This is a genomic window from Roseomonas populi (assembly GCF_024594815.1).
In the GTDB taxonomy this organism is placed as follows: domain Bacteria; phylum Pseudomonadota; class Alphaproteobacteria; order Acetobacterales; family Acetobacteraceae; genus Roseomonas; species Roseomonas populi.
On the sequence record NZ_JANJOU010000013.1, the window covers coordinates 143,868 to 165,271 of the forward strand.

Consider the following 21,404-nt stretch of genomic DNA (forward strand, 5'->3'; position numbering starts at 1 on the left):
GGCCGGGAGCGAACAAGGCCAGGGGCCGCCCCCCTGCCCCAGCAAGAGGCACCGGAGCGGCCATGGACATTACCCTGAAGGTGAACGGCACCGAGCGGCGCTTGGCTGCCGATGTCCGGACCACACTGCTGGACGCCCTGCGCGAGCACCTGGACCTGACAGGCACGAAGAAGGGCTGCGACCTCGGCCAGTGCGGCGCCTGCACGGTGCTGATGGACGGGCGGCGCGTGCTGTCCTGCTTCACCCTGGCCGTGGCGGCGCAGGGGGCGGAGATCACGACGATCGAGGGGCTGGCGGAAGGGGACGGGCCGCTGCACCCCATGCAGCAGGCCTTTCTGGAGCAGGACGCCTACCAGTGCGGCTACTGCACCCCCGGCCAGATCCTCTCCGCCATCGCCTGCGTGGAAGAGGGGCATGCGAGGACGGATGACGAGATCCGGGAGTACATGAGCGGCAATCTCTGCCGCTGCGCCGCCTATCCGAAGATCGTCGAGGCCATTAAGCAGGCCCGGCCGCAGATGGAGCGCGCCTGAGATGCGGCCCTTCACCTATGAGCAGCCCGGCGCCACGCCGGAGGCACTGCACGCGGCCGCCGGGCACGCCGCCCCGCCCGGCGAGGGCCGCATCCGCGCCCCCGCGCAGTACCTGGCCGGCGGGACCAACCTGCTGGACCTGATGAAGATCGGGGTGGCCCACCCCGCTGCCCTGATCAACATCGGGGCGCTGCGGGCGGAGCACGGGCGCATCGAGGCGGATGCCGGGGGGCTGACGCTCGGCGCCCTCGCCCGCATGGCGGAGGCGCAGGAGCATCCCGCGATCCTGCGGGACTACCCGGTGATCGCGCAGACCTTGCAGCTGGCAGCCAACCAGCAGTTGCGGAACATGGCCAGCCTGGGCGGCAATGTCCTGCAGCGCACGCGCTGCAACTACTTCCGCGACCCGAGCTGGCGCGCCTGCAACAAGCGCGATCCCGGCACAGGCTGCGCGGCGCTGGAGGGCAACAACCGCCATCTGGCCGTGCTGGGCGTCAGCGAGCACTGCATCGCGCACTATCCCGGCGACTTCGCCAACGCCCTGGCGGCACTGGGCGCCGATGTGTCGATCCTGGCCGTGGACGGCACCGCGCGCCGCATCCCCTTCGAGGAACTGCACCGCCTGCCCGGCGACACGCCGCATATCGAGACGGTGCTGCAACCGGGCGAGCTGATCACCGCCTTCCACGTCCCCGCCGGCCCCTGGACCCGCCGGTCCCTCTACGTGAAGGTGCGGGACCGGGAGTCCTTCGCCTTCGCCATAGCCTCAGCCGCAGTCGCGCTGCACATCGAGGGCGGCGAGGTGCGGGAGGCGCGGATCGGCCTGGGCGGGCTGGCAGCCAAGCCCTGGCGCGCGCGGGAGGCCGAGGCCGCCCTGCGCGGACGCCCCCTGACCGAGAAGACGGCGGAGGAGGCGGCGGAGGCCGCCTTCCGCGGCGCCGTCACCCACAGCGAGAACGGCTTCAAGCCGGAGCTGGGCCGCCGCACCCTGGTGCGCGCCCTGCTGCAAGCCGCCGCGATGGAGGCCTGATCCCATGCCCGATGGCAGCACCCCACATATCGGCCCCGCCACCATCCGCATCGACGGCCGCGCCAAGGTCACGGGCGCGGCGCGCTACGCCTCCGACGAGGTGGTGGCGAACCCGTCCTGGGCCTTCCTCGTCACCAGCAGCATCGCCCGCGGCCGCATCCGCGGCTTCCGGCTGGAGGAGGCCCGCGCCGTGCCAGGGGTGCTGGACATCCTGACGCACGAGAATGTCGGCGGCGAGGCCGAGAAGCCGAAGCCCATGGCCGGCGGCGACACCACGGAGACGATGGAATCCGACCGGATCTGGCACGACGGCCAGATCATCGCCGTGGTGGTTGCCGAGACCTTCGAGGCGGCGCGCGAGGCCGCGCACAAGGTCCGCCCGGACTACGAGGAGGAGGCGCCCTCCGCCAGTTTCGGCAGCCCCGGCGCGGTGGAGGAGGTCCGCAAGGCCGGGGAGCATAAGGACTACCGCGTCGGCCACGCGGAGCGCGCCTTCCGGGATGCCGAGTTCCGGGTGGACCAGCGCTACGGCACACCCACCCAGCACCACAACCCGATCGAGCTCTTCACCACCACCTGCGAATGGCAGGACGGGAAGCTGACGGTCTATGAGCCCAGCCAGTTCGTCTACGGACTGCGCGGGAACCTGGCGAAGCAGCTCCGCATCCAGCCGGAGAGCATCCGCGTCGTCTCCCGCTTCGTCGGCGGAGCCTTCGGCAGCAAGGGCGGCATCACCGCGCGCACGGCCTGGATCGCGGTTGCGGCGCGCCGTGTTGGGCGGCCGGTAAAGCTCGTCTCCACGCGCGACCAGGGCTTCACCATCGTCACCTACCGCGCGGAGACGCGGCACCACATCCAGCTCGGCGCCGACCGCAACGGGAAGCTGACCGCCTTCCGGCACGAGGGCTGGGAGGTCACTTCCCGCCCCTCGCAGTACAACGTGTCCGGCACGGAGACGACGGCGCGGATCTATGCCTGCCCGAACATCCTGACGAAGGTGAACATCGTCCACGCGGACCGGAACACGCCGGGCTTCATGCGCGCCCCGCCCGAGGGGCCCTACATGTTCCCCCTGGAATGCGCGATGGACGAGCTGGCCTTCGCGCTGCGGATGGACCCGATCGAGTTGCGGCGGATCAACGACACCCAGACCGATCCCGCGACAGGGCTACCCTTCAGTTCCCGTTCCCTAATGGAGTGCTTCGACAAGGGCGCGGCGCGCTTCAACTGGTCCGCGCGCAACCCGGTGCCGGGCGCGGTGCGGGATGGGGATTGGCTGGTCGGGTATGGCTGCGCCACCGCCGCCTACGCAGCGAATATCGGCCCGGGCAGCGCGGAGGTCACGCTGCACCCGGATGGGCACGCGCGGGTGCGGATTGCGGCGCACGAGATCGGCAACGGGGCCTACACCGTCATCGCCATTACGGCGGCGGAGCAGCTCGGCCTGGAGGTGTCGGACGTGGCGGTGGAGCTGGGGGATACGAACCTCCCCGCCGCCGGCCTCGCCGCGGGGTCAAACCACACGGCGGCCATCAGCCATGCCGTCGCCAAGGCTTGCGATGAGGTCCGGGAGCGGCTGGCACGCGCCGCCACCCTGGCGAATGACAGCCCCTTCGCCGGGCAGGACCCCGCCGCCCTCTCCCTCTCCGGCCGCGCGCTGGTCGGCCCGGGCGGGGCGCAGGAGTCTCTGGCCCGCGCCCTCTCTCGCCTGGGCGAAGGTCCGCTCGCAGTGCAGGCGGAGAACATCCCCAAGGGCGTGCCGCCGGACGCCATGGAGAAGCTGCGGCAGGGCCAGATGGCCATGTCCCGCGGCCACAGCCGGGACGACGTGACGGCCTATGCCTTCGGCGCGCAGTTCGTGGAGGTGCGCGTTCATGCCCGCACGCGGGAGGTGCGCGTGCCCCGCGCCCTGGGCGCCTTCGCCTCGCCCCGGATCGTCAACCCCATGGCGGCGCACAGCCAGTACATGGGCGGCATGATCTGGGGCATCGGCGCAGCCCTGCACGAGAAGACCGAGATCGACCCGGTGGCCGCCCGCTACACCAACGACAACATCGCGGAGTACCTGATCCCCGTGAACGCCGACGTGCGGAGCGTGGAGGTGCTGATGGTGCCGGAGAAGGACGAGACGGTGAACCCGCTGGGGATCAAGGGGATCGGGGAGATCGGTATCGTCGGCATGAACGCGGCGGTGGCCAATGCCGTGTTCAACGCCACCGGCCGCCGCGTGCGCGACCTGCCCATCCGGATCGAGGACCTGCTCTGACCCCGCGCCCTCCACCGACTGGCTCGTCGGACAGTTCATCCGGGCGATCGACGAGAGCTGGCACATTCTCGCCACCAGCCACGCGGTGGACCATCGGCCGCGCCTCGGCCCGGTGCAGCAGGCCGGCGGCGCCGAAGGGACGACCGAGCGCTGAGGCGGCGGGCGGCGCCCCCGCCCCCCCCTTGAAGCTCGCTGGCCCCTCTTTCATATCGCTCCTCCGGTTGTTTCCCTTTCCGGAGGACACGCGTGAGCGAGACGGTGGAGCGCCACGAATTCGGCGCTGAGGTCGGGCGGCTGCTGGACCTGGTGGTCCATGCCCTCTACTCGGACCGCGAGATCTTCCTGCGGGAGCTGGTGGCGAATGCGGCCGATGCCGTGGACCGCCGCCGCTTCGAGGCCCTGACCGGCGGGGTGCCCGGCGTGCCGGAAGGCTCCGCGGTACGGGTCGTGCCGGACAAGGCCGCGCGCACCCTGACCGTTACCGACCCCGGCATCGGTATGAGCAAGGCCGACATGGCGGAGAACCTGGGCACCATCGCCCGCTCCGGCACCCGGGCCTTCACCCAGTCCCTGGCGGATGCGAAGCCGGGCGACCGGCCCAGCCTCATCGGCCAGTTCGGGGTGGGCTTCTACTCCGCCTTCATGGTGGCGGAGCGGGTGGAGGTCACCTCCCGCAAGGCCGGGTCCGACGAGACCTGGACCTGGTCCTCCGAGGGCCGCGGCGACTACACCCTCGCCCGCGCGGAGCGCGCCGAGCCCGGCACGGACATCGTGCTGCACGTTAAGGCCGACGCTGAGGAGTTCCTGGAGCCGATCCGCCTGCGGACCATCATCCGCAAGTGGGCTGACCACATCACGGTGCCCATTACCATCGCCGAGGACGGGAAGGACGAGCCGGCGAACGAGGGCACGGCGCTGTGGCGCAAGCCGAAGTCCGAGATCAGCGCCGAGAGCTACACGGAGTTCTACCGCCACCTCGGCCACAACTTCGACGAGCCCTGGGCGACGCTGCACTGGCACGCCGAGGGCACGGTGGAGTTCACCGCGCTTCTTTTCATCCCGGGCATGAAGCCCTTCCAGGTCGTGGAGGGCGAGCGGGAGAGCCGCGTGCGCCTGCATGTCCGGCGCATGTTCATCACGGACGAGGCGGCGCTGCTGCCGCCCTGGCTGCGCTTCGTGCAGGGCGTAGTGGACACGGAGGACCTGCCCCTCAACGTCTCGCGCGAGATGCTGCAGGCCACGCCGGTGCTGGCGCGCATTCGCAAGGCGGTGACGAACCGCGTGCTGTCCGATCTGAAAACCCGCGCGAAGGAGGCTGAGGAGTACGCGAAGTTCTGGGAGAACTTCGGCCCGGTCCTGAAGGAGGGCATCTACGAGGACACGGAGCACCGGAAGGATCTTGCCGGGCTGCTGCGCTTCCGCTCCTCCGCCGTGGAGGGCTGGACCTCGCTGGCCGACTATGTCTCCCGCATGAAGGAAGGGCAGGAGGCGATCTACGTCCTCTCCGGCGATTCCGCCGAGGCGCTGGCGAAGTCGCCGCAGTTGGAGGGCTTCCGTGCCCGCGGCGTGGAGGTGCTTCTGCTCTCCGACAGCATCGATGCCTTCTGGCCGGAGCGGCTGGGAAGCTTCGAGGAAAAGCCGATCCGCAGTGTCACCCAGGGCTCGGCCGATCTCTCGAAGATCGCGGGCGGCGATGCGGCCCAGGGCGAGGCGGCGGACCTCTCGAAGCTCCTCCCGCTGCTGAAGGACGCGCTGAAGGAGGATGTCTCCGAGGTGCGGGCCACGGACCGGCTGGTGGACAGCGCCGTGGTCCTCGCCGCGCCGGAATTCGGGCCCGACCTGCACATGCAGCGCCTGCTGCAGCGCGCGGGGCGCGACTTCGGCTCGTTGAATCCGGTGCTGGAGATCAACCCCCGCCACCCGCTGGTGCGGAGCCTCGCCGCGAAGGCCGAGGCGGGCGATGTGGCCGAGGCCGCCGGGCTGCTGCTGGACCTCGCCCGCGTGCAGGACGGCGACACCCCGCGTGACCCCGCCGCCTTCGCCCGGCGCGTCGCGGAGGCGCTGGCGACCAGCCTGGGCTGACGCCGCGGCGCGAGCGGCCTGTCCCCGCGGCAGCGCCGCCCCGCAGTGGCCGCAACCAAGGGTAAGGGCACCCCCTTGCCCTGGCCCTCCACCTTGGATCAGGGTCCCTCCGGCCCTATCTGGGCCCTTCCCGGGGCGCCTCGCCGCGCTCTCTTCGTCGCTGAGGCAGGATGACCCTTTCCAACGTGCGGACGAACCCTGAGCCGAGGACGCTGCGACCCCGCGTCCTCTCCCTGCTCCGGGGGCGCCTCAGCGCGGCACCGGCCGAGCCGATCCCCCTTCGCCCGGGCGACCTCTCCATCGGCTCCTACAATGTTCACAAGTGCGTCGGCACGGATAACCGCTTCGATCCCGCCCGCGTGGGCGAGGTGATCGCGGAGCTGAACGTGGACATCCTGGCGCTGCAGGAGGTGGACCGCCGCTTCGGGCACCGCGTCGGCCTGCTGGACATGGCGGGGATCGAGCGGCGCACGGGGCTGCGCCACGTCCCCCTCTCCAACGTACCCAAGGGGCAGGGCTGGCACGGCAACGCGCTGATGCTCCGCGCGGGCGAGGTGACACGGCTGCACCGCCTGACCCTTCCTGGCGGCGAGCCGCGCGGCGCGGCCGTGGCCGACCTGCTCCTGCCGGCCGGGCCGCTGCGCGTGGTCTCCGCGCATTTCGGCCTGCTGCGGCGGCACCGGGCGCGGCAGGTGGCGGCCATCCTGGAGACGCTGGAGGCCGCGGACGACATGCCGACGGTGATCCTCGGCGACCTCAACGAGTGGCGGCCGGGTCGCCGGTCCTCCCTGATGGCGCTTGAGGGGCATTTCGAGGGCGTGCGGCCCGACCACGCCACCTTCCCCAGCCGCCTGCCCCTGCTGCCGCTGGACCGCATCCTCGGCCGCCCCTACGGGCTGGTGGAGATGGTGCGCGCCCATGACACGCCGCTGGCCCGCGTCGCCTCCGACCACCTGCCGCTGAAGGCCCGGCTGCGGCTGGCCGCCGTGCACGGCGCGACCCTGGCGAACGCGGCCTGACCGGGGGCGGCCCGGTGTCCAGCGCTACCAGGGTCGAGGAGGCCGCCATTGTGCCCGCCCCGCCCTGGCCGGCGGAGGGCAGCGGCGTCGCGGTGGTGCCGGACGGGCTGGTCGCCTTCGCGACCCGCTGCCGCGCGGCGCGCGAGGCGCAGGAGAGTCTGGATCTCCTCTACTACATCTGGCGCGACGACCTGACCGGCCGGCTGCTGGCGCGGGAGGTGCTGCGCGCCGCCGAGCGCGGCGTGCGCGTGCGCCTGCTGCTGGACGACATGTACGCGCTGGGGCGGGAACGCGTTCTCTCGATCCTGGACGCGCATCCGGGGATCGAGGTGCGGCTGTTCAACCCCACGCGCTGGCGCCGCTTCGGCCAGGTGGGGCTGGTGCTGGAAATGCTGTTCGGCGGGCGGCACCTGAACCGGCGGATGCACAACAAGGCCTGGATCGCCGATCGCCGGGTGGCCGTGGTGGGCGGCCGCAACGTCGGCGACGAGTATTACGACGCTTCCGGCGCCTTCAACTTCCGCGACCTGGACCTCGTCCTCGGGGGACAGGCGGTGCGCGACGTGCAGGCAGTGTTCGAGCGGTACTGGCGCCACCCGCTGGCCCGCACGGTGCGGCGCGCCAGTGGTCTGCGGCCGCGCCCCGGGCGGCTGGCCGCCCTCATCCGGCGCCTGGACATGACAGCGCAGGGCGAGGGCGCGCGGCCCTTCCTTGAGGGGCTGAGGGCCGATCCCGGCGTGGCCCGGATCATGGCCGGTGATTCCTCCGATCTCACCCCTCTCGCGCCCGAGGCCATCCGGGTGGTCGCGGACCCGCCGGACAAGGTGCTGTCTCGCGCCGAGATGAAGGAGTGCCTCGCGCCGGCGATCCTGGAGGCCCTGAACGAGGCCCGGCGGGAGGTGCTGCTGATCTCCCCCTATTTCGTGCCGGGCGAGGAAGGGGTGGCAATCCTGGAGCGCCTGGCGCGGAACGGGGTGCGGGTGGCAGTGGTCACCAACTCCCTCGCCGCGACGGACGTGGTGGCGGTGCATGGCGGCTACGCCGGGCATCGCGGCCACCTGCTGGACGCGGGGATCGAGCTTTACGAGTTGAAGCGGTCCGGCAAGGAATCGGCCGGCGTCTTCGGCTCGCGCGGCGCCAGCCTGCATACCAAGGCGCTGGTGGTGGATGGCGGGCACGCCTTCGTCGGTTCCTTCAACCTCGACCCCCGCTCGGCGACCCTGAACACGGAGATGGGGGTCTTCGTTCGCCACCCCGCGCTCGGGGATGCGGTGCAGGAGGAGTTCGCGCGTCTCTCCGACCCGGCGCGGAGTTGGCGGGTGACCCGGGACGGGCAAGGGGCGCTTCGCTGGGACAGTTCGGACGGGACCGTGGCGGCAGAGCCGGACGCCTCGCTCCGGCGACGCGCGCTGGCCTGGGTGGTCAGCAGGCTGCCGATTGAATCCCAGCTCTGAACAGCGATCCATCACGGGGAGAATGGCTGGCAGGGTGATCCAGGAACCTTTAGAGAACATCTAAAGGGCAGCCATGACCGACCAGATCGTCATCACCGAGAAGACCAGCCAGGCGAAGGATGTCCGGGCCGCGGTGGGCGGCCGCTACGGGGCGATCCTGCCCGCCGAGGGCCACCTCTTCGATCTGGTGGAGCCGGAGGATGTCGTCCCGGAGTGGAAGCGGTGGTCGCCCGTCCTGCTTCGGCCGGAGGGGCTCTACGGCACCAAGCCCGCCAAGGGCGGCAACAAGGCATCCAAGCTCCAGGCCATCCGCGCCGCGCTGAAGGGCGCCAAGTGCGTCTGGCTCGCCACCGACTGCGACCGCGAGGGACAACTGATCGGGCAGGAGATCCTGGAGCACCTGAAGTATCGCGGCCGGGTCATGCGGGTGATCTTCACCGCCCAGGACCCCCAGACCATCCGGAACGCCTTCGCGCAAGCCAGGCCGAACGCCGACTATGCCCGCCTCTATGCCGCCGCCGTGGCGCGGCGGCAGGCCGACCAGATCTACAATCTCTCCCTGACCCGCACGGCGACCGTGACCCTGGCCCGCGGCGCGCGCACCGTGATCGGCGTGGGCCGGGTGAAGACGCCGACGCTGGCCATCGTGTGCAAGCGGGAGCTGGAGATCCGCAACTTCGTCCCGCAGGCCTATTTCGAGGTGGTCGCCACCGCCGAGGCCGGGGCGGGCCCCCTGCGGATGCGACACGCGCCGAAGGAGCGAATCCTCAAGCGCGAGGACGCGGAGGCAATCGCCGCGCTGGCCGAGGACTTCGAAGGGCCGCTCTCCGTGAAGGTGGAGGATAAGCGCCAGTCCCCTCCCCGCCTGCACGACCTGCCCTCGCTCCAGAAGCTCTGTGGTTCCCGCTTCGGCTGGTCCGCGGCGCGCACGCTGGAGGTGGCGCAGGAGCTCTATGACGGCGATGGCAAGAAGGTCATCACCTATCCCCGCGCCGAGACGCGCTACCTGCCGGAGAACCTGATCCCGGACGTCCCGCGCATCGTCGCCGGGCTGCGCGTCGGCCGCGCCTTCGCCGAGGTGCCGGTGCCGGACCCGCCAGTGATCCGCCGGGGTGCCGGCGGCCCGTTCAACGACAAGGGGCTCGCCGGGGCCAGCCACCACGCCGTGATCCCGAACGTGAACACGGTGGAGACGCTGCGCGAGGTCTGGCCGCGTCTTTCGGCCGACGAGCGCAAGCTCTTCGACGTGATCGCCCGGTCCTATCTCGCGGCGATGATGCCGGATTTCCGCTACCGGCAGACCACTGCGACGATCGACGTGAAAGGCCATGTCTTCCGTGCGGTGGGCCGGCAGCCCATCGAGCTGGGCTGGCGCGCCGCCTTCCCGAACTGGCAGCCGGCTGATGAGAAGGGCGAGGACGCGCAGTTGCTTCCCGCGCTGCGCGACGGCGAGGCGGCCCGGCTGCACGACGCCATGGTGGAAGCCAAGGAGACCCGCCCCCCGCCCCGCTACAACGAGGGCACGCTGATCGAGGCCATGCAGAACGCCTGGCGCTTCGTGGAGGACGAGGCGCTGCAGGAGCGGCTGAAGGAAGCCAAGGGCATCGGCACGCCGGCGACCCGGGCTGAGGTGATCCGCGGCCTGAAGGCGCAGGAGTTCCTCGTCACCGAGGGCAAGAACATCGTCCCCACGCCGCGCGGCCTCTCCCTGTACGCCGTGCTGGAGAAGGCGGACCCGGCCCTCGTCGATCCTGGCGTGACGGCGCAAATGGAGCGCCTGCTGGACGAGGTGCTGGTCGGCCAGCAGGAGATGGCGGGCGCGATCGATGCGGTCTGCGCCCAGGCCAGCCGCATCATCGCCCGCCTGCAGGACGGGACAACGCCGATCGACCCGGCGCTGCTGCGCCCGCAGGCCCGGCGCGGCGGCGCGAAGGGGCGGGTGGCGAATGGCCCGCCCACGCCGGCGATGAAGCGCTTCGCCGAGGGGCTCGCCCGTCAGAAGGGCCTGGAGCTCCCCGACGGCTACGACGCGTCCGGGGCGGTCTGCCGCGCCTTCCTGGACCAGCATTCCGGGAAGGCCGGGACGGCGCCGACAAGTCCTCCGGCCGGGGGCGATGAGCCCGCACCGCCCCGTCGGCGCGCCACTGGGCGCCGCAAGAAGGCGGCACCGGCGCTGGACGAGTCCCGGACAGGCCCGGCCCCCAGGCGGCCCAGGCGGCGCGCCCAGCCAGCCCCTGCGGCAGGGCCAGATCGGCCGGCCTCGGAGGAGCCGATCTCGGATCGCGCGGAGACGCCACTCCGCATCCCCTTCGGGAACAAGGAAGCGGCGCTGCGGCTCGGGGCGCGGTATCGCGCGGGCGGCTGGTACGCACCGCCCGGCACCGACCTGGGAGGCTTCCGGGAGCGCGGCTGGCTCTGACGATGGCGGCGTGACGTGCTGGCGTCAGGCCAAGTCGTTCTGCTCGTCCGCTTCTGTGTCGAGAAGGGCTTCGTAGGCGTCCCGAAGCCCGACCGTGTCCTCCACGGTGGCGGTGAAGACGATCTCCTCCTCCGCGCCATCGAGGACCACCGCCAGCCGGAACTCGAAATGCCCGGGCTCGTCCTCGGGGGTGAGCGCGGCTGTCATGGTGCCCGGCGCGCCGTCCACCAGCACCATGAAGCTGCCTTTGACGGATGGTCGCCCCGGCCCCCCGCCGCCTTCGGCGATCAGGATGTCATGAGGCTCCGTCGTTACCTGGAGTGACCGGCCCCACTGGCTCTCGGCGGCCGACCTGGCGATGGCCGAGGCCATGCCGTTGAAAAGCTCCAGGGGCTCGGTGGTCATGGGCCGACCATGGGGTGAAATTGCAAGCGCGGCATGTCCTGGTTCCTCGTGGGCAGGGAAACGCCACGCCCTTGTGTTGGCTTCACGACACTTCGCGGGGCGTGAGGACGGGATCGTGACCGCGGCGCCCAGGCCCTGCCTCGGGCAATCCGGCCCCGTCCGTCCCGCCGCCGGGCGAACGGGGCTAGGCGATGGCGTCGAGCACGCTGGGGTGGAACAGCTCCTCCGGGGCGATCTCCTTCGCCGCCAGCCCGTCCGCCAGGGCGAAGCGGATCATGGCCGCGATCTCGTCCCGATTGCGGCGGAAGCCGTAGGGCCAGGGATCGCCGCCCATAAAGTCGATCTGCTTCTGCGCCTCGGCCGCGATCCAGGGCAGCGAGGCGCGCAGCACGTTCACCATCGTCAGGTCCGCCACCGCCATGGCGCGCGCCCCCGCGAAGGCGCGGAACAGTTCCAGCGGCAGCCAGGGATGCGCCGCCGCCAACTCCTTCCGCAGCGCCACGCAGTGCATGATCGGGAAGAAGCCGGTGGCGCGGTGGTACGCCTCCTCCTCCGTCCGGAAATCCGGGTAGAGGCGGTCCACCGGCGCCGAGCGGCCCAGGAAGCAGGAGGGCGGGCGCGGCCCGACCACGGCATCCAGATCACCCGAGGCCAGCAGGCCGTTCAGCGTTTCCATGGGGCCGATGGGCTTCACGTCCATCTCCGGCGGCAGCTTCAGCGCCACCCGCTCGCCCAGCCCCGTCTCCTCCATGCCGCCGGTGCGCCAGGCGATGCCGCGCGTGTCCACGCCGTAGTACTCGCGCAGCGCCCCGCGCACCCAGAGCGCCGCTGTCTGCTGGTACTCCGGCAGGCCGATGCGCTTGCCCGCCAGGTCCTTCGCCGTGCGGATGCCGCGATCCGTGCGGACATAGATCGCGGCGTGACGGAATGAACGGGAGGGGAAGACGGGGATGCCGATATAGGGCGCGTCGCCCCGGGCCGTGGTGACGATGTGGCTGCCCATGGAGAGCTCCGTCACATCGAAGGCGCGGTCCCGCAGGGCGCGGCGGAAGATGTCCTCCGGCTCGCCCGGCAGCACGGTAAGGGCAACGCCCGCCACCCCAACCCGCCCGTCGATGATGGGGCGCGTGCGGTCGGAGCTGGAGCAGGCCAGGGTGAGGCGGAGGTTCTCGGGCAAGCTGTCTATTCCATCGCGGCGGCAAGGTTGTCGGGCGTGAAGGGCATGGCGCGCGGGCGGATGCCTAGGGCGGCGTGGATGCCGCCCGCGATCGCCGCGATGGTGGGGCCAAGCGAGGGCTCGCCCGCGCCCAGCGGCTTGGCGTCCTGCGGGCCGATGAGGCGCAGCTCCACCGCCGGCACCTCGGAGAAGCGCAGGATCGGGTAGTCCTCCCAGCGCGTGCCCGTGACGTTCATCCGGTCGAAGCGCACCGCCTCCTTCAGTGCGATGGACACGGCCTGGAGGGCGCCGCCCTCCAGCTGGTTCACCGCGCCGTCCGGGTTGATCGCCTCGCCGACATCGGCGGCGATCCAGAGGCGGCGGCAGCGCACCACCTCGGCCGCCTCCACCTCAGCCGCCACGGCACACCAGGCGCCCGTGCCCTTGTAGCGGGCGACGGCGATGCCGGTGCCCACCCCTTCCCCGTCCGCCGCGCGCGGCCAGCCGCACATGGCGGCGGCCTCACGCAGCACGGCGGCGGCGCGCGGGTCCTCCTCCAGGTGGCGCAGGCGGAAGGCCACGGGATCCTGCCCGCTCGCCTCCGCCAATTCGTCCATGACGGACTCGATGGCCCAGACGTTCAGCAGGGCGCCCAGGCCGCGCAGGGCGGAGGAGCGCAGCGGCATTACCAGCAGCCGGTGCATCTCCACGTCCAGGGACGGCACGGCGTAGCCCGGAACGGCGTTGCGCTGCCCGCCGCCGCCCGCCGCGATCGGTGCGTCGATCGCCACCGGCCAGGGCTGCGGCGGATCGAGGTAGGGTGCCGCCAGCAGGGTTGGCTGCTTCGCGCGCCCGGGGCGGGAGGAATGGCCGTTGCCGCGCAGCACCATCCGCCAGCGGCAGAGCATGCCCTCGGCATCGACCGCGGCCTCGATCTCGGCGGTGGCAGCGGGCGAGAGCGGGCCCCAGCCCAGCTCCTCCTCCCGGCTCCACAGGGCGCGCACGGGGCGGCCGGGATGGGCACGGGCAGCGAGGGCGGCGTCCAGCGCCACGTCGTCCGCCCCGTTATGGCCGTAGCAGCCCGCGCCCTCCATGTGGCGCACGGTGATCGATTCAGGCGGCAGGCCGAGCACGAGCGCGAGGTCGGCGCGCAGGTTGTAGACGCCCTGGCTGTGCGTCCAGACCTCCAGCGCGCCCTCGGCCCAGCGCGCGACGGCGCAGCAGGTGCCGATGGAGGCATGGGCGATGAAGGGGCGTTGGAAGCGCGCGGAGACGGCCTGGGCGGCGGGCGGCGCCGGGTCGTCGCGCCGCGCGACCTCGCTCGCCTGGGCGGGGGTGGCCGCCAGCCACTCGGCCAGGGCGTTCTCCTCCGGCAGGCTCTCCCGCACCTCCCATTCGGCGCGGGCCGCCACGCGCGCGGCGGCGGCCTCCGCGGCCCATTCCTCCCCGGCAACCACGGCCAGGAAGGATCCGTCGCGCACCATCGTGGCGCCGCCGGGCAGCGGCCCCTCCCGCACGCCGGTCAGCGTCGCGGCCCGTGCTGGCGGCCGCACGACGCGGGCGTGCAGCATGCCCGGCAGCCGCATGTCCTGAAGGTAGCGCGGCACGCCGAAAACCTTGTCCGGCAGGTCCAGCCGCGGAAGGGACTGGCCGGCGATGCGGCGGTCTGTTGCGGGCTTCGGCGCCACGTCGCCGCGCGCCTCCACCTCCAGCAGCGCGTCCTCCGCTTGCGCCCAGTAGGAGCCGATCGCCGATCCGTCAGGCGCGAGGAAGGTGCCGTCCTCCACGCGGATCGCCTCCGCCGGCACGCCGCTGCGCCCGGCGGCGAGGCCGAGATGGATGGCCCGTGCCTCCGCGCTCGCCTGGCGGATGGCTGCCCCGCTCTCCTGGATGGAGAGGCTGCCGGAGGTCACGCCCTCATCGGGGCTGGCGCCCGTCACCGCCGGCACCACCCGCAGCCGGGCAGGCGCCACGTCCAGCTCCTCTGCCGCGATCTGGGCCAGGGCGGTCAGGATGCCCTGGCCGAGCTCCACCTTGCCTGGCGTGAGCGTCACCGTGCCGTCCGCGGAGAAGCGCAGCCAGCGCGAGAGGCGCGGCTCCGCCCGCAGGCTGCCCGGCAGGTCCGGCGCGTTACCGGCGGGGCCCATGGCGAAGGTGTAGGCGAGGTTCATGCCGGGGCGCCCACCCGCGCGGCCCGCAGCACGGCGCGGATGATCCGGTTCTGCGCGCCGCAGCGGCAGAGATGCGGCTCCAGCGCCTCCCGCACCGCCGCCTCGTCCGGGTCCGGGTTCCGCCGCAGCAATGCTGCCGCGCTCACCAGGATCCCGGAAAGGCACCAGCCGCACTGCCCGGCCTGCTCGGCCAGGAAGGCCGCCTGCAAGGGATGCGGCGCCTCCGGCGTGCCCAGCCCCTCCACCGTGCCTACGGCGCGCCCTGCCGCCGCTTCCAGCGGCAAGGTGCAGGAGGGGCGCGCCTCGCCGTCCAGCGTCACCATGCAACTCCCGCAGGCCTCCTGCCCGCAGCCGAAGCGCGGGCCGCTCAGCCCCAGCGGGCCGCGCAGCGCCTGCAGCAGCGTCATCCCTTCGGGCGCCTTCACCTCCACGGCGGCGCCGTTCAGGGTGAAGGCGACCGGCATCAGTTCACCTCGATCTTCGCCATCCGGATGTACTGGCGCTGCGTGTCCACGTCCTTCCGCAGGAAGGCGTCGAACTCCGCGACCGACATGGGCATGGGCTGCGCGCCCTGCTTCGCCATGGCCGCGCGCGTCGCGGGCTTGCCCAGCCAGTCGTTCACCGCGGCGTTCAGTTTCTCGACAATGGGCTTCGGCATCTGCGCCGGGGCCATCAGGCCGAGCCAGATGGAGGCCTCGTAGCCCGGCAGGCCAGCTTCGGCGACGGTGGGCAGGTTCGGCAGCAGCGGGTCACGCTGCGCGCCCGTGGTGGCCAGGGCCTTTGCCCGCCCGCCCGCAACATGCGGCTCCATGGTGGGGATGGCGTCGAACATCATCGGCACCTGGCCGGAGATGAGAGCCGTGCGCGCCTCGCCGGAGGAGCGGAAGGGGATGTGCTGGATCTCGATGCCCGCCATGGCGCGGAAGACCTCGCCCGCGATGTGGTAGGGCGTGCCGGGGCCGGAGGAGGCGTAGTCGATCGTGCCGGGACTGGCCTTCGCCTTCGCGATCAGCTCCGCCACGCTGTTCACGCCGAGCGAGGGATGCACCGCCAGCACGTGATGCGCCACGTTCACCGCCGCGGCCGCCGCGAGGTCCCGCATCAGCACGTAGGGGCGGTTGGGCAGGAGCGTCTCGTTCGCGGTGTGCGTGTTGGACATCATCAGGATGGTGTAGCCATCCGGCGCCGCCTTCGCGACGGCATCCGTGCCGATGGAGGCGCCCGCGCCCGGCCGGTTCTCCACCACGAAGGGCTGGCCCAGGCCCTGGCTCAGCGCCTCGGCCACGTTGCGCGCCGCGATGTCGGCGGAGCCGCCCGCCCCGAAGGGCACGACGATGCGCACCGCGCGGCTGGGCCACGCCGTCTCCTGCGCGATGGCGGGCGCGGCGAGCGCGCCGGCGGCGAGGGCGCCGAGCCCGCGCCGCGTGATGCGATGGTCCATCCTTCGTCTCCCCGCCGGCGGCCGTTAATCGACCTTGCCGATGCGCTGCACCGCGCGGACCAGCCGCGCGCTGTCCTCGTTGAAGAACCGCTCGAAGGCCGGGCCGTCGAGATAGGCGATGGGGCTGCCGGCAGTGTCCAGCGCGCGCTTCAGCGCCTCATCCCTCTCGCAGATCTGGCGCGATGCCTGGCGCAGCCGCTCCTGGATCTCGGGCGGTGTTGCCGCGGGCAGGAAGAGGCCTGCCCAGATGTAGAACTCGACATCCTGGTAGCCGAGCTCCTTGAAGGTCGGCACGTCCTCGAAGCCGGGGATGCGCTGGCTGCCCCAGTTCGCCAGGGCGCGCAGCCTGCCCTCCTTCACATGCACCGCGGCAGGGCCGGGGCCGGAGGCCAATGCGTCCAGCGTTCCGGAGAGAAGTGCGGTCAGCGCGGGCCCGCCGCCCTGGAAGGGGACATGCAGCAGGTCGAGGTTCGCGGCGCCCGTCAGCATCGCCATCGCGACATGCAGGGTGGAGTAGTTGCCGGCCGAGCCGTAGGTGATCACGCCGGGGCGCCGCTTCGCGTCCTCGACGAAGTCGGCCAGCGTCTTCCAGGGGGAGCTCGCCGGCACCACCAGCACGGTCGGGTCTGCGGTGAAGCGGGCGATGGGGGCGAACTGCTCCACCGTGTAGGCCGGGGTGCGGCCCTGGATGCGCTCGCTCTCCGGCAGCATGGCGTGGGAGGAGAGCGCCATCAGCGCGGTGTAGCCATCCGGTGCCGCGCGGGCGACGCTGGCCGTGCCGACGATGCCGCCCGCGCCCGGCCGGTTCACCACCGGCAGCGCCTGGTTGAACACGCGCTCCAGCGCGGCGGAGACGGGACGGGCCGTGACATCGGCCTGCCCGCCCGGCGGGAAGGGCACGACGACCTGGATGGCCCGGTTCGGCCAGGACGCCCCCTGGGATGATCCTTGGGCCAGCGAAATCCCCGCGGGCAGTGCGCCCGCCGCACCCAGGGCTGCCAAGAGTTCACGACGAAGGAGCACACACGCCTCCCGCGGGCGCCGGGCACCCGCCATTCCTGAACCACGGGGCGGGGCGGCTTTGTGCCGTCCCCCTCCCCTCACTTCCTCATGCCGCGCGCTGGCCGGCGCGCGGCCGCTTCAGGCGGCGCCGCGCAGCGCCGCCGGGTCCACCTTGCGCAGCGTGTTGCGGATGCTGCCGATGCCCTCGATCGCGCACTCCACGACATCGCCATCCCGCAGGAAGCGGGGCGGCTTGAAACCGATGCCCACGCCCTCCGGCGTGCCGGTGGCGATAATGTCGCCGGGCAGCAGCGCCATGCTGAGGGAGATGGTCTCGATCAGCGTTGGGATGTCGAAGATCAGGTCGGCGGTGGTGGCGTCCTGCCGCTTCTCACCATTCACCGTGCAGGTCACGCGCATGGCGGCGGCGTCCAGTTCGTCGGCCGTGACGAGGAAGGGGCCCATGGGGCAGAAGCCGTCGATCCCCTTCCCGAGCAGCCACTGCTTGTGCTTGCCCTGCAGGTCGCGCGCCGTGACGTCGTTGACCAAGGTGTAGCCGAAAACGTGCGACATGGCGTCGGATTTCGGGATGCAGCGGCCACCGCGGCCGATCACCACGGCCAGCTCCGCCTCGTAATCCAGTTCCGCGTCCAGGCCGGGCACCATCGGAATGTCGTCCCAGGGGCCGGAGATGGAGGTGAAGGGCTTGGTGAAGATGATGGGCGCCTTGGGGATGGCGTCCGCTGCGGAGGTGGAGGAGGAGTCGTAGCCGCTGCCGGCGAACTCCTTCGCATGAGCGTGGTAGTTCTTGCCGACGCAGAAGATGTTGCGCGGCGGTTGCGGCACGGGGGCTAGCAGCATCGCCGGGTCCAGCGCCTCGCCCTCGCCTGTTGGCTCCGGCAGCGTGGCGCCATCGGACAGGGCGGCGATCAGCGCCGTCATCTCGCCGGGTAGGTTCGCCGCCAGGGTCTCGATGGGCCAGAAGCGGCTGCTGGCCGCGTCCACCCGCACCAGCCTTGCACCGCTACCCGTCTTCAGCCTCGCCAGCTTCATGCCGCCACCCTATACCAATTATGCTTTTCACTAGACCAATGTAGCCCTATGGTTCTCTCATTGGTTGACCCGGTCAAGGCCTTTGTCGCGAGTATGGATCAAACCCCTTTAGAGTTCCTTGCCGGCGCGGAGGCCCTGCAGGCCGCGCTGGAGCGGGATCTGAGCGCGAACCGCTGGGCGCCTGGCGAGAAGCTGCCCACTGAGCGAGAGCTGGGCGCGCGCTACGGGATGGCGCGGAACACCGTGCGCCGGGCGCTGGATGCGCTTGAAACCCGGGGGCTGATTCACCGGCATGTGGGCCGGGGCACCTTCCGCGCTGCCCCGGCAGCGCCGGTAGTGGAGGAGGCGCCGCTCAGCCCCTCGGATGTCGTGGAATGCAGGCTGATCCTGGAGCCGGAGACCATCTCGCTGGCCATCGCGCGTGCCACGCCGGCCGATATCGCGCGCATGGAGGAATGCCTGCGCGGCACGGACGAGGCGGGGGAGCTGGCGGCGTTCGAGCACTGGGACGCGGCGCTGCACGATGCCTTCGCCCTCGGCACGCATAACGGCGCCGTTATCGCCATATCCCGCTCGCTGGCGCGGGTGCGGGAGCGGACGGATTGGGGGCAGCTGAAGGCGCGAGGACAGACGGTGGAGCGGCGCGCCGTGTTGCAGGACCAGCATCACGCCATGGTGGCGGCCGTGCGCGCGCGCGACCGTGCGGAGGCCCGCCGCGTAATGCGCGAGCACATCCTCTTCATACAGGGCTACATGTTCGGGGATTAGTGGGCTTCACCCGCCCTTCCGGCCAAAAATCTGGCCCCGGCCGATCGGCGCAGGGGCAGTCTCCTGCCCCTGCGCCCACAACGCTCGGGTCCCGGCGCGGCGCCGGGACCCTTTCTTGACTCAGGCGCCGTCCAGGAAGCTGCGGAGCTGCTTGGAGCGGGACGGGTGAAGCAGCTTCTTCAAGGCCTTCGCCTCGATCTGCCGGATGCGCTCGCGGGTCACGTTGAACTGCTGCCCGACCTCTTCCAGCGTGTGGTCGGAGTTCACGCCGATGCCGAAGCGCATCCGCAGCACGCGCTCCTCGCGCGGGCTGAGCTCGGACAGGGCGCGGGTCGCCGCGTCCCGCAGGCCCGCATGCACCGCGACGTCGAGCGGCATGACGGCGTTGTCGTCCCGGATGAAGTCGCCGAGGTGACTATCCTCCTCGTCGCCGATCGGCGTCTCGAGGGAGATCGGCTCCTTCGCGATCTTCTGCGCCTTGATCACCTTGTCCACCGGCAGGCCCAGCTTGGCGGCCAGCTCCGCCGGCGTCGGTTCCCTGCCCAGCTCGTGCATCATCTGGCGAGAGGTACGGTTGAGCTTGTTCACCGTCTCCGTCATGTGCACGGGCACGCGGATCGTCCGCGCCTGGTCGGCGATGGCGCGGGTGACGGACTGGCGAATCCACCAAGTGGCGTAGGTAGAGAACTTGAAGCCGCGGCGGTACTCGAACTTATCCACCGCCTTCATCAGCCCGATGTTGCCTTCCTGGACAAGATCGAGCAGCTGCAGGCCGCGGTTCGTGTACTTCTTGGCGATGGAGATCACGAGGCGCAGGTTCGCCTCCGTCATCTCCTTCTTGGCGCGGTTCATGTCGCGCTCACCACGCGCCACGACGGCCTGCACGCGGCGGAACTCGTCCACCGGCATCCCCGCCTCGGCGGCGAGCGACAGGATCGCGGAGCGGGCGCCCTCTGCCTCGTCGGCATAGCGGGTCGCCAGCGCCATCCAGCCCTTGCCCTTGCGGTTCGCAAGGCCGGCGATGAACTCGGGGGAGGAGCCGGCGGCGTGATAGGCGGCGAGGAAGTCGTCGCGCTTCACGCCGGCACTCTCCGCCACACGCAGCAGCTTCCCCTCGGAGGCGGTCAGCCGCTTGTTCATGTCCCGCATACGGTCCACGAGCTCGGTGATACGGTTCGCGTGCAGGTGCAGCTTGCCGACCAGCGCCACCAGCTCGCCCCGAAGGCGGGCGTAGTCGGTCTCGTCCTCGGGCGACAGGGCGGCGCCGTCGGCATAGGCCGCCATGCGGCGGGCCTGGAGGCCCTTCAGCCCCTCATAGGCCGCCTCGATACCGGCGAAGGCGGCCAGCGCCTCGGGCTTGACCTGCTGCTCCAGGACCGAGGGAGAGGTCGTCCCGGAATGGCCCTCACCCTCTTCCCGGTCGTCGTCCTCGCCACCCTCGCCGTCGTCCAACGGCCCCTCGCCAGCGCCGGCGGTCGCCTCCAGGTCGAGGACGTCGCGCAGGAGCATGCGCTCCTCGCGCACGGCCCGGGCCCAGCCCAGGATGGAGTCGAGAACCAGGGGCGCCTCGCAAAGCCCCTCGATCATCATGGCGCGGCCGGCCTCGATGCGCTTGGCGATCGCGATCTCACCTTCGCGGGTGAGCAGCATCTTCTCGCCCATATCGCGCAGGTACATGCGAACTGGATCGGCGTTGATGCCGGCATCCGCCTTGACGTTGCCGGTTGCCTCCTCGTCCTCGTCCACGGCCGCGCTCGGCCGGTTGGTCGTTCCGGCTTCCGTCTCGTCGGCATCGTCCTGGTCAGCTACCTCGACGCCGAGGTAGGTCAGCACGCGCAGAGCGTCCTCGATGCGGTCAGAGGAAATCTGGTCGCTGGGCAGCGCGGCCTCAATCTCGGCATGGGTGACATGGCCGCGGCTCCTCGCGATCTCCGCGAGCTGCCGTAGGGCCTGCCCCTCAGCCTCGGGCAGCGCGGCAAGCAAGGCTTCTTCGCGCTCTTCGAGAACCAATGCGCTCGTGTCCGTCACCGCCATGCCACGCCTCCCCTGAGAAACACCCGCGTCCCGTAGGTGCCCGCGAGCGCGCACCTACGGAGAGGCGCCCATCTGGGGTTTCCGCAGCCAAATGCCCAGACCTAATTGCAGCCTTCCACACTTTCTCGAGACATTGCCGACTTGCGGACTCTGCATTTGGATGCCTCGGCAGCGTTTCGGGCCGATCGTTTGCTTTGGGATGTGCTTTGCTGGCCCCTGGGCCAGGGCTCTTGCCAAGCAGCAACGCGCTTGCCGGCAGCGAAGCTCGGCACAGGTGGCGGCCATTCGACCTGCGTCACGGCTCTCGAGACAGCCGCGCTCGATCTGAGCGGGTCCGGTCGACGATAGCGATCCAATATCCGGAGCTGGCGTGAGGGTGTGGGGTTGTGCTGTGGGCACGAAAAACCCCTCGGCCTGGGGTGGCGAGGGGTTGAGTGGTGCGGATTTGGATGCGGGGACAGGATTTGAACCTGTGACCTTCAGGTTATGAGCCTGACGAGCTACCGGGCTGCTCCACCCCGCGTGGGTGATGGGGTTCATGTCGTCCGGTCGGGTGGCCTGGCGCTGACCG

Annotated in this window: 16 protein-coding genes and 1 tRNA gene; 8 read left to right on the top strand and 9 right to left on the bottom strand. The window is 71.3% G+C overall.

Annotated features, from left to right (window positions below; translation table 11 throughout):
- Nucleotides 1-62 precede the first annotated feature (62 nt).
- The 7 genes from NRP21_RS16185 (at nt 63) to NRP21_RS16215 (ending at nt 10,803) form a co-directional block, all read left to right on the top strand.
- The gene (locus NRP21_RS16185; protein WP_257717257.1) at nt 63-533 is read left to right on the top strand and encodes a (2Fe-2S)-binding protein; all 471 of its coding nucleotides are present in this window, start codon (nt 63-65) and stop codon (nt 531-533) included.
- 1 nt (nt 534) lies between these two features.
- Entirely contained in the window at nt 535-1,563 is a 1,029-nt protein-coding gene (locus NRP21_RS16190) for an FAD binding domain-containing protein (RefSeq protein ID WP_257717258.1), read from the top strand.
- Nucleotides 1,564-1,567: 4 nt separating this feature from the next.
- Nucleotides 1,568-3,829 (top strand): xanthine dehydrogenase family protein molybdopterin-binding subunit, encoded by a 2,262-nt coding sequence (locus NRP21_RS16195; RefSeq protein WP_257717259.1) that lies wholly within the window; start codon nt 1,568-1,570, stop codon nt 3,827-3,829.
- Nucleotides 3,830-4,075: 246 nt separating this feature from the next.
- Entirely contained in the window at nt 4,076-5,911 is a 1,836-nt protein-coding gene (gene htpG, locus NRP21_RS16200; protein WP_257717260.1) for a molecular chaperone HtpG, read from the top strand.
- 170 nt (nt 5,912-6,081) lie between these two features.
- Nucleotides 6,082-6,930, top strand: a complete 849-nt coding sequence (locus tag NRP21_RS16205) for an endonuclease/exonuclease/phosphatase family protein (RefSeq protein ID WP_257717261.1) — start codon at nt 6,082-6,084, stop codon at nt 6,928-6,930.
- Between the two features lie 50 nt (nt 6,931-6,980).
- Nucleotides 6,981-8,384, top strand: coding sequence for a phospholipase D family protein (locus NRP21_RS16210; protein WP_257717262.1), 1,404 nt, complete (start codon nt 6,981-6,983; stop codon nt 8,382-8,384).
- 73 nt (nt 8,385-8,457) lie between these two features.
- Entirely contained in the window at nt 8,458-10,803 is a 2,346-nt protein-coding gene (locus tag NRP21_RS16215) for a type IA DNA topoisomerase (protein WP_257717263.1), read from the top strand.
- 24 nt (nt 10,804-10,827) lie between these two features.
- Here NRP21_RS16215 and NRP21_RS16220 read toward each other — a convergent pair whose 3' ends face one another.
- The 7 genes from NRP21_RS16220 to NRP21_RS16250 form a co-directional block, all read right to left on the bottom strand.
- Nucleotides 10,828-11,208 carry a hypothetical protein gene (locus NRP21_RS16220; protein WP_257717264.1) on the bottom strand — a complete coding sequence of 127 codons (381 nt, stop codon included), beginning with the start codon at nt 11,206-11,208 and terminating at the stop codon, nt 10,828-10,830.
- A gap of 184 nt (nt 11,209-11,392) precedes the next feature.
- Entirely contained in the window at nt 11,393-12,385 is a 993-nt protein-coding gene (locus tag NRP21_RS16225) for a substrate-binding domain-containing protein (protein WP_257717265.1), read from the bottom strand.
- A 5-nt stretch (nt 12,386-12,390) separates the two neighbouring features.
- On the bottom strand, nt 12,391-14,535 hold the full coding sequence (locus tag NRP21_RS16230) for a molybdopterin cofactor-binding domain-containing protein (protein ID WP_257717266.1): 2,145 nt from the start codon (nt 14,533-14,535) through the stop codon (nt 12,391-12,393).
- On the bottom strand, nt 14,532-14,999 hold the full coding sequence (locus NRP21_RS16235) for a (2Fe-2S)-binding protein (protein WP_257717267.1): 468 nt from the start codon (nt 14,997-14,999) through the stop codon (nt 14,532-14,534). Before NRP21_RS16235 ends, NRP21_RS16230 begins: the two co-directional genes overlap by 4 nt.
- Entirely contained in the window at nt 14,999-15,976 is a 978-nt protein-coding gene (locus NRP21_RS16240; RefSeq protein ID WP_257717268.1) for a tripartite tricarboxylate transporter substrate binding protein, read from the bottom strand. Before NRP21_RS16240 ends, NRP21_RS16235 begins: the two co-directional genes overlap by 1 nt.
- Nucleotides 15,977-16,000: 24 nt before the next feature.
- Nucleotides 16,001-16,999 carry a tripartite tricarboxylate transporter substrate binding protein gene (locus tag NRP21_RS16245; RefSeq protein ID WP_257717269.1) on the bottom strand — a complete coding sequence of 333 codons (999 nt, stop codon included), beginning with the start codon at nt 16,997-16,999 and terminating at the stop codon, nt 16,001-16,003.
- A 117-nt stretch (nt 17,000-17,116) separates the two neighbouring features.
- Nucleotides 17,117-18,031, bottom strand: a complete 915-nt coding sequence (locus NRP21_RS16250; protein ID WP_257717270.1) for a fumarylacetoacetate hydrolase family protein — start codon at nt 18,029-18,031, stop codon at nt 17,117-17,119.
- Between the two features lie 93 nt (nt 18,032-18,124).
- Here NRP21_RS16250 and NRP21_RS16255 point away from each other — a divergent pair, with 93 nt between their 5' ends.
- Nucleotides 18,125-18,799 carry a FadR/GntR family transcriptional regulator gene (locus NRP21_RS16255; protein ID WP_257717271.1) on the top strand — a complete coding sequence of 225 codons (675 nt, stop codon included), beginning with the start codon at nt 18,125-18,127 and terminating at the stop codon, nt 18,797-18,799.
- A gap of 120 nt (nt 18,800-18,919) precedes the next feature.
- Here the strand turns inward: NRP21_RS16255 and rpoD are convergent, their stop codons facing one another.
- Both rpoD and NRP21_RS16265 read right to left on the bottom strand, forming a co-directional pair.
- A complete protein-coding gene (rpoD, locus tag NRP21_RS16260) occupies nt 18,920-20,833 on the bottom strand; it encodes an RNA polymerase sigma factor RpoD (RefSeq protein WP_257717272.1) in 1,914 nt (637 codons plus the stop codon).
- Between the two features lie 446 nt (nt 20,834-21,279).
- Nucleotides 21,280-21,356 (bottom strand) — tRNA-Met (locus NRP21_RS16265).
- Nucleotides 21,357-21,404 lie beyond the last annotated feature (48 nt).

Coding starts and splice junctions, on each gene's coding strand:
- NRP21_RS16185 (WP_257717257.1), top strand. CDS start 63: ATGGACATTACCCTGAAGGTGAACGGCACCGAGCGGCGCTTGGCTGCC.
- NRP21_RS16190 (WP_257717258.1), top strand. CDS start 535: ATGCGGCCCTTCACCTATGAGCAGCCCGGCGCCACGCCGGAGGCACTG.
- NRP21_RS16195 (WP_257717259.1), top strand. CDS start 1,568: ATGCCCGATGGCAGCACCCCACATATCGGCCCCGCCACCATCCGCATC.
- NRP21_RS16205 (WP_257717261.1), top strand. CDS start 6,082: ATGACCCTTTCCAACGTGCGGACGAACCCTGAGCCGAGGACGCTGCGA.
- NRP21_RS16215 (WP_257717263.1), top strand. CDS start 8,458: ATGACCGACCAGATCGTCATCACCGAGAAGACCAGCCAGGCGAAGGAT.
- NRP21_RS16220 (WP_257717264.1), bottom strand. CDS start 11,208: ATGACCACCGAGCCCCTGGAGCTTTTCAACGGCATGGCCTCGGCCATC.
- NRP21_RS16230 (WP_257717266.1), bottom strand. CDS start 14,535: ATGAACCTCGCCTACACCTTCGCCATGGGCCCCGCCGGTAACGCGCCG.
- NRP21_RS16235 (WP_257717267.1), bottom strand. CDS start 14,999: ATGCCGGTCGCCTTCACCCTGAACGGCGCCGCCGTGGAGGTGAAGGCG.
- NRP21_RS16240 (WP_257717268.1), bottom strand. CDS start 15,976: ATGGACCATCGCATCACGCGGCGCGGGCTCGGCGCCCTCGCCGCCGGC.
- NRP21_RS16250 (WP_257717270.1), bottom strand. CDS start 18,031: ATGAAGCTGGCGAGGCTGAAGACGGGTAGCGGTGCAAGGCTGGTGCGG.
- NRP21_RS16255 (WP_257717271.1), top strand. CDS start 18,125: ATGGATCAAACCCCTTTAGAGTTCCTTGCCGGCGCGGAGGCCCTGCAG.
- rpoD (WP_257717272.1), bottom strand. CDS start 20,833: ATGGCGGTGACGGACACGAGCGCATTGGTTCTCGAAGAGCGCGAAGAA.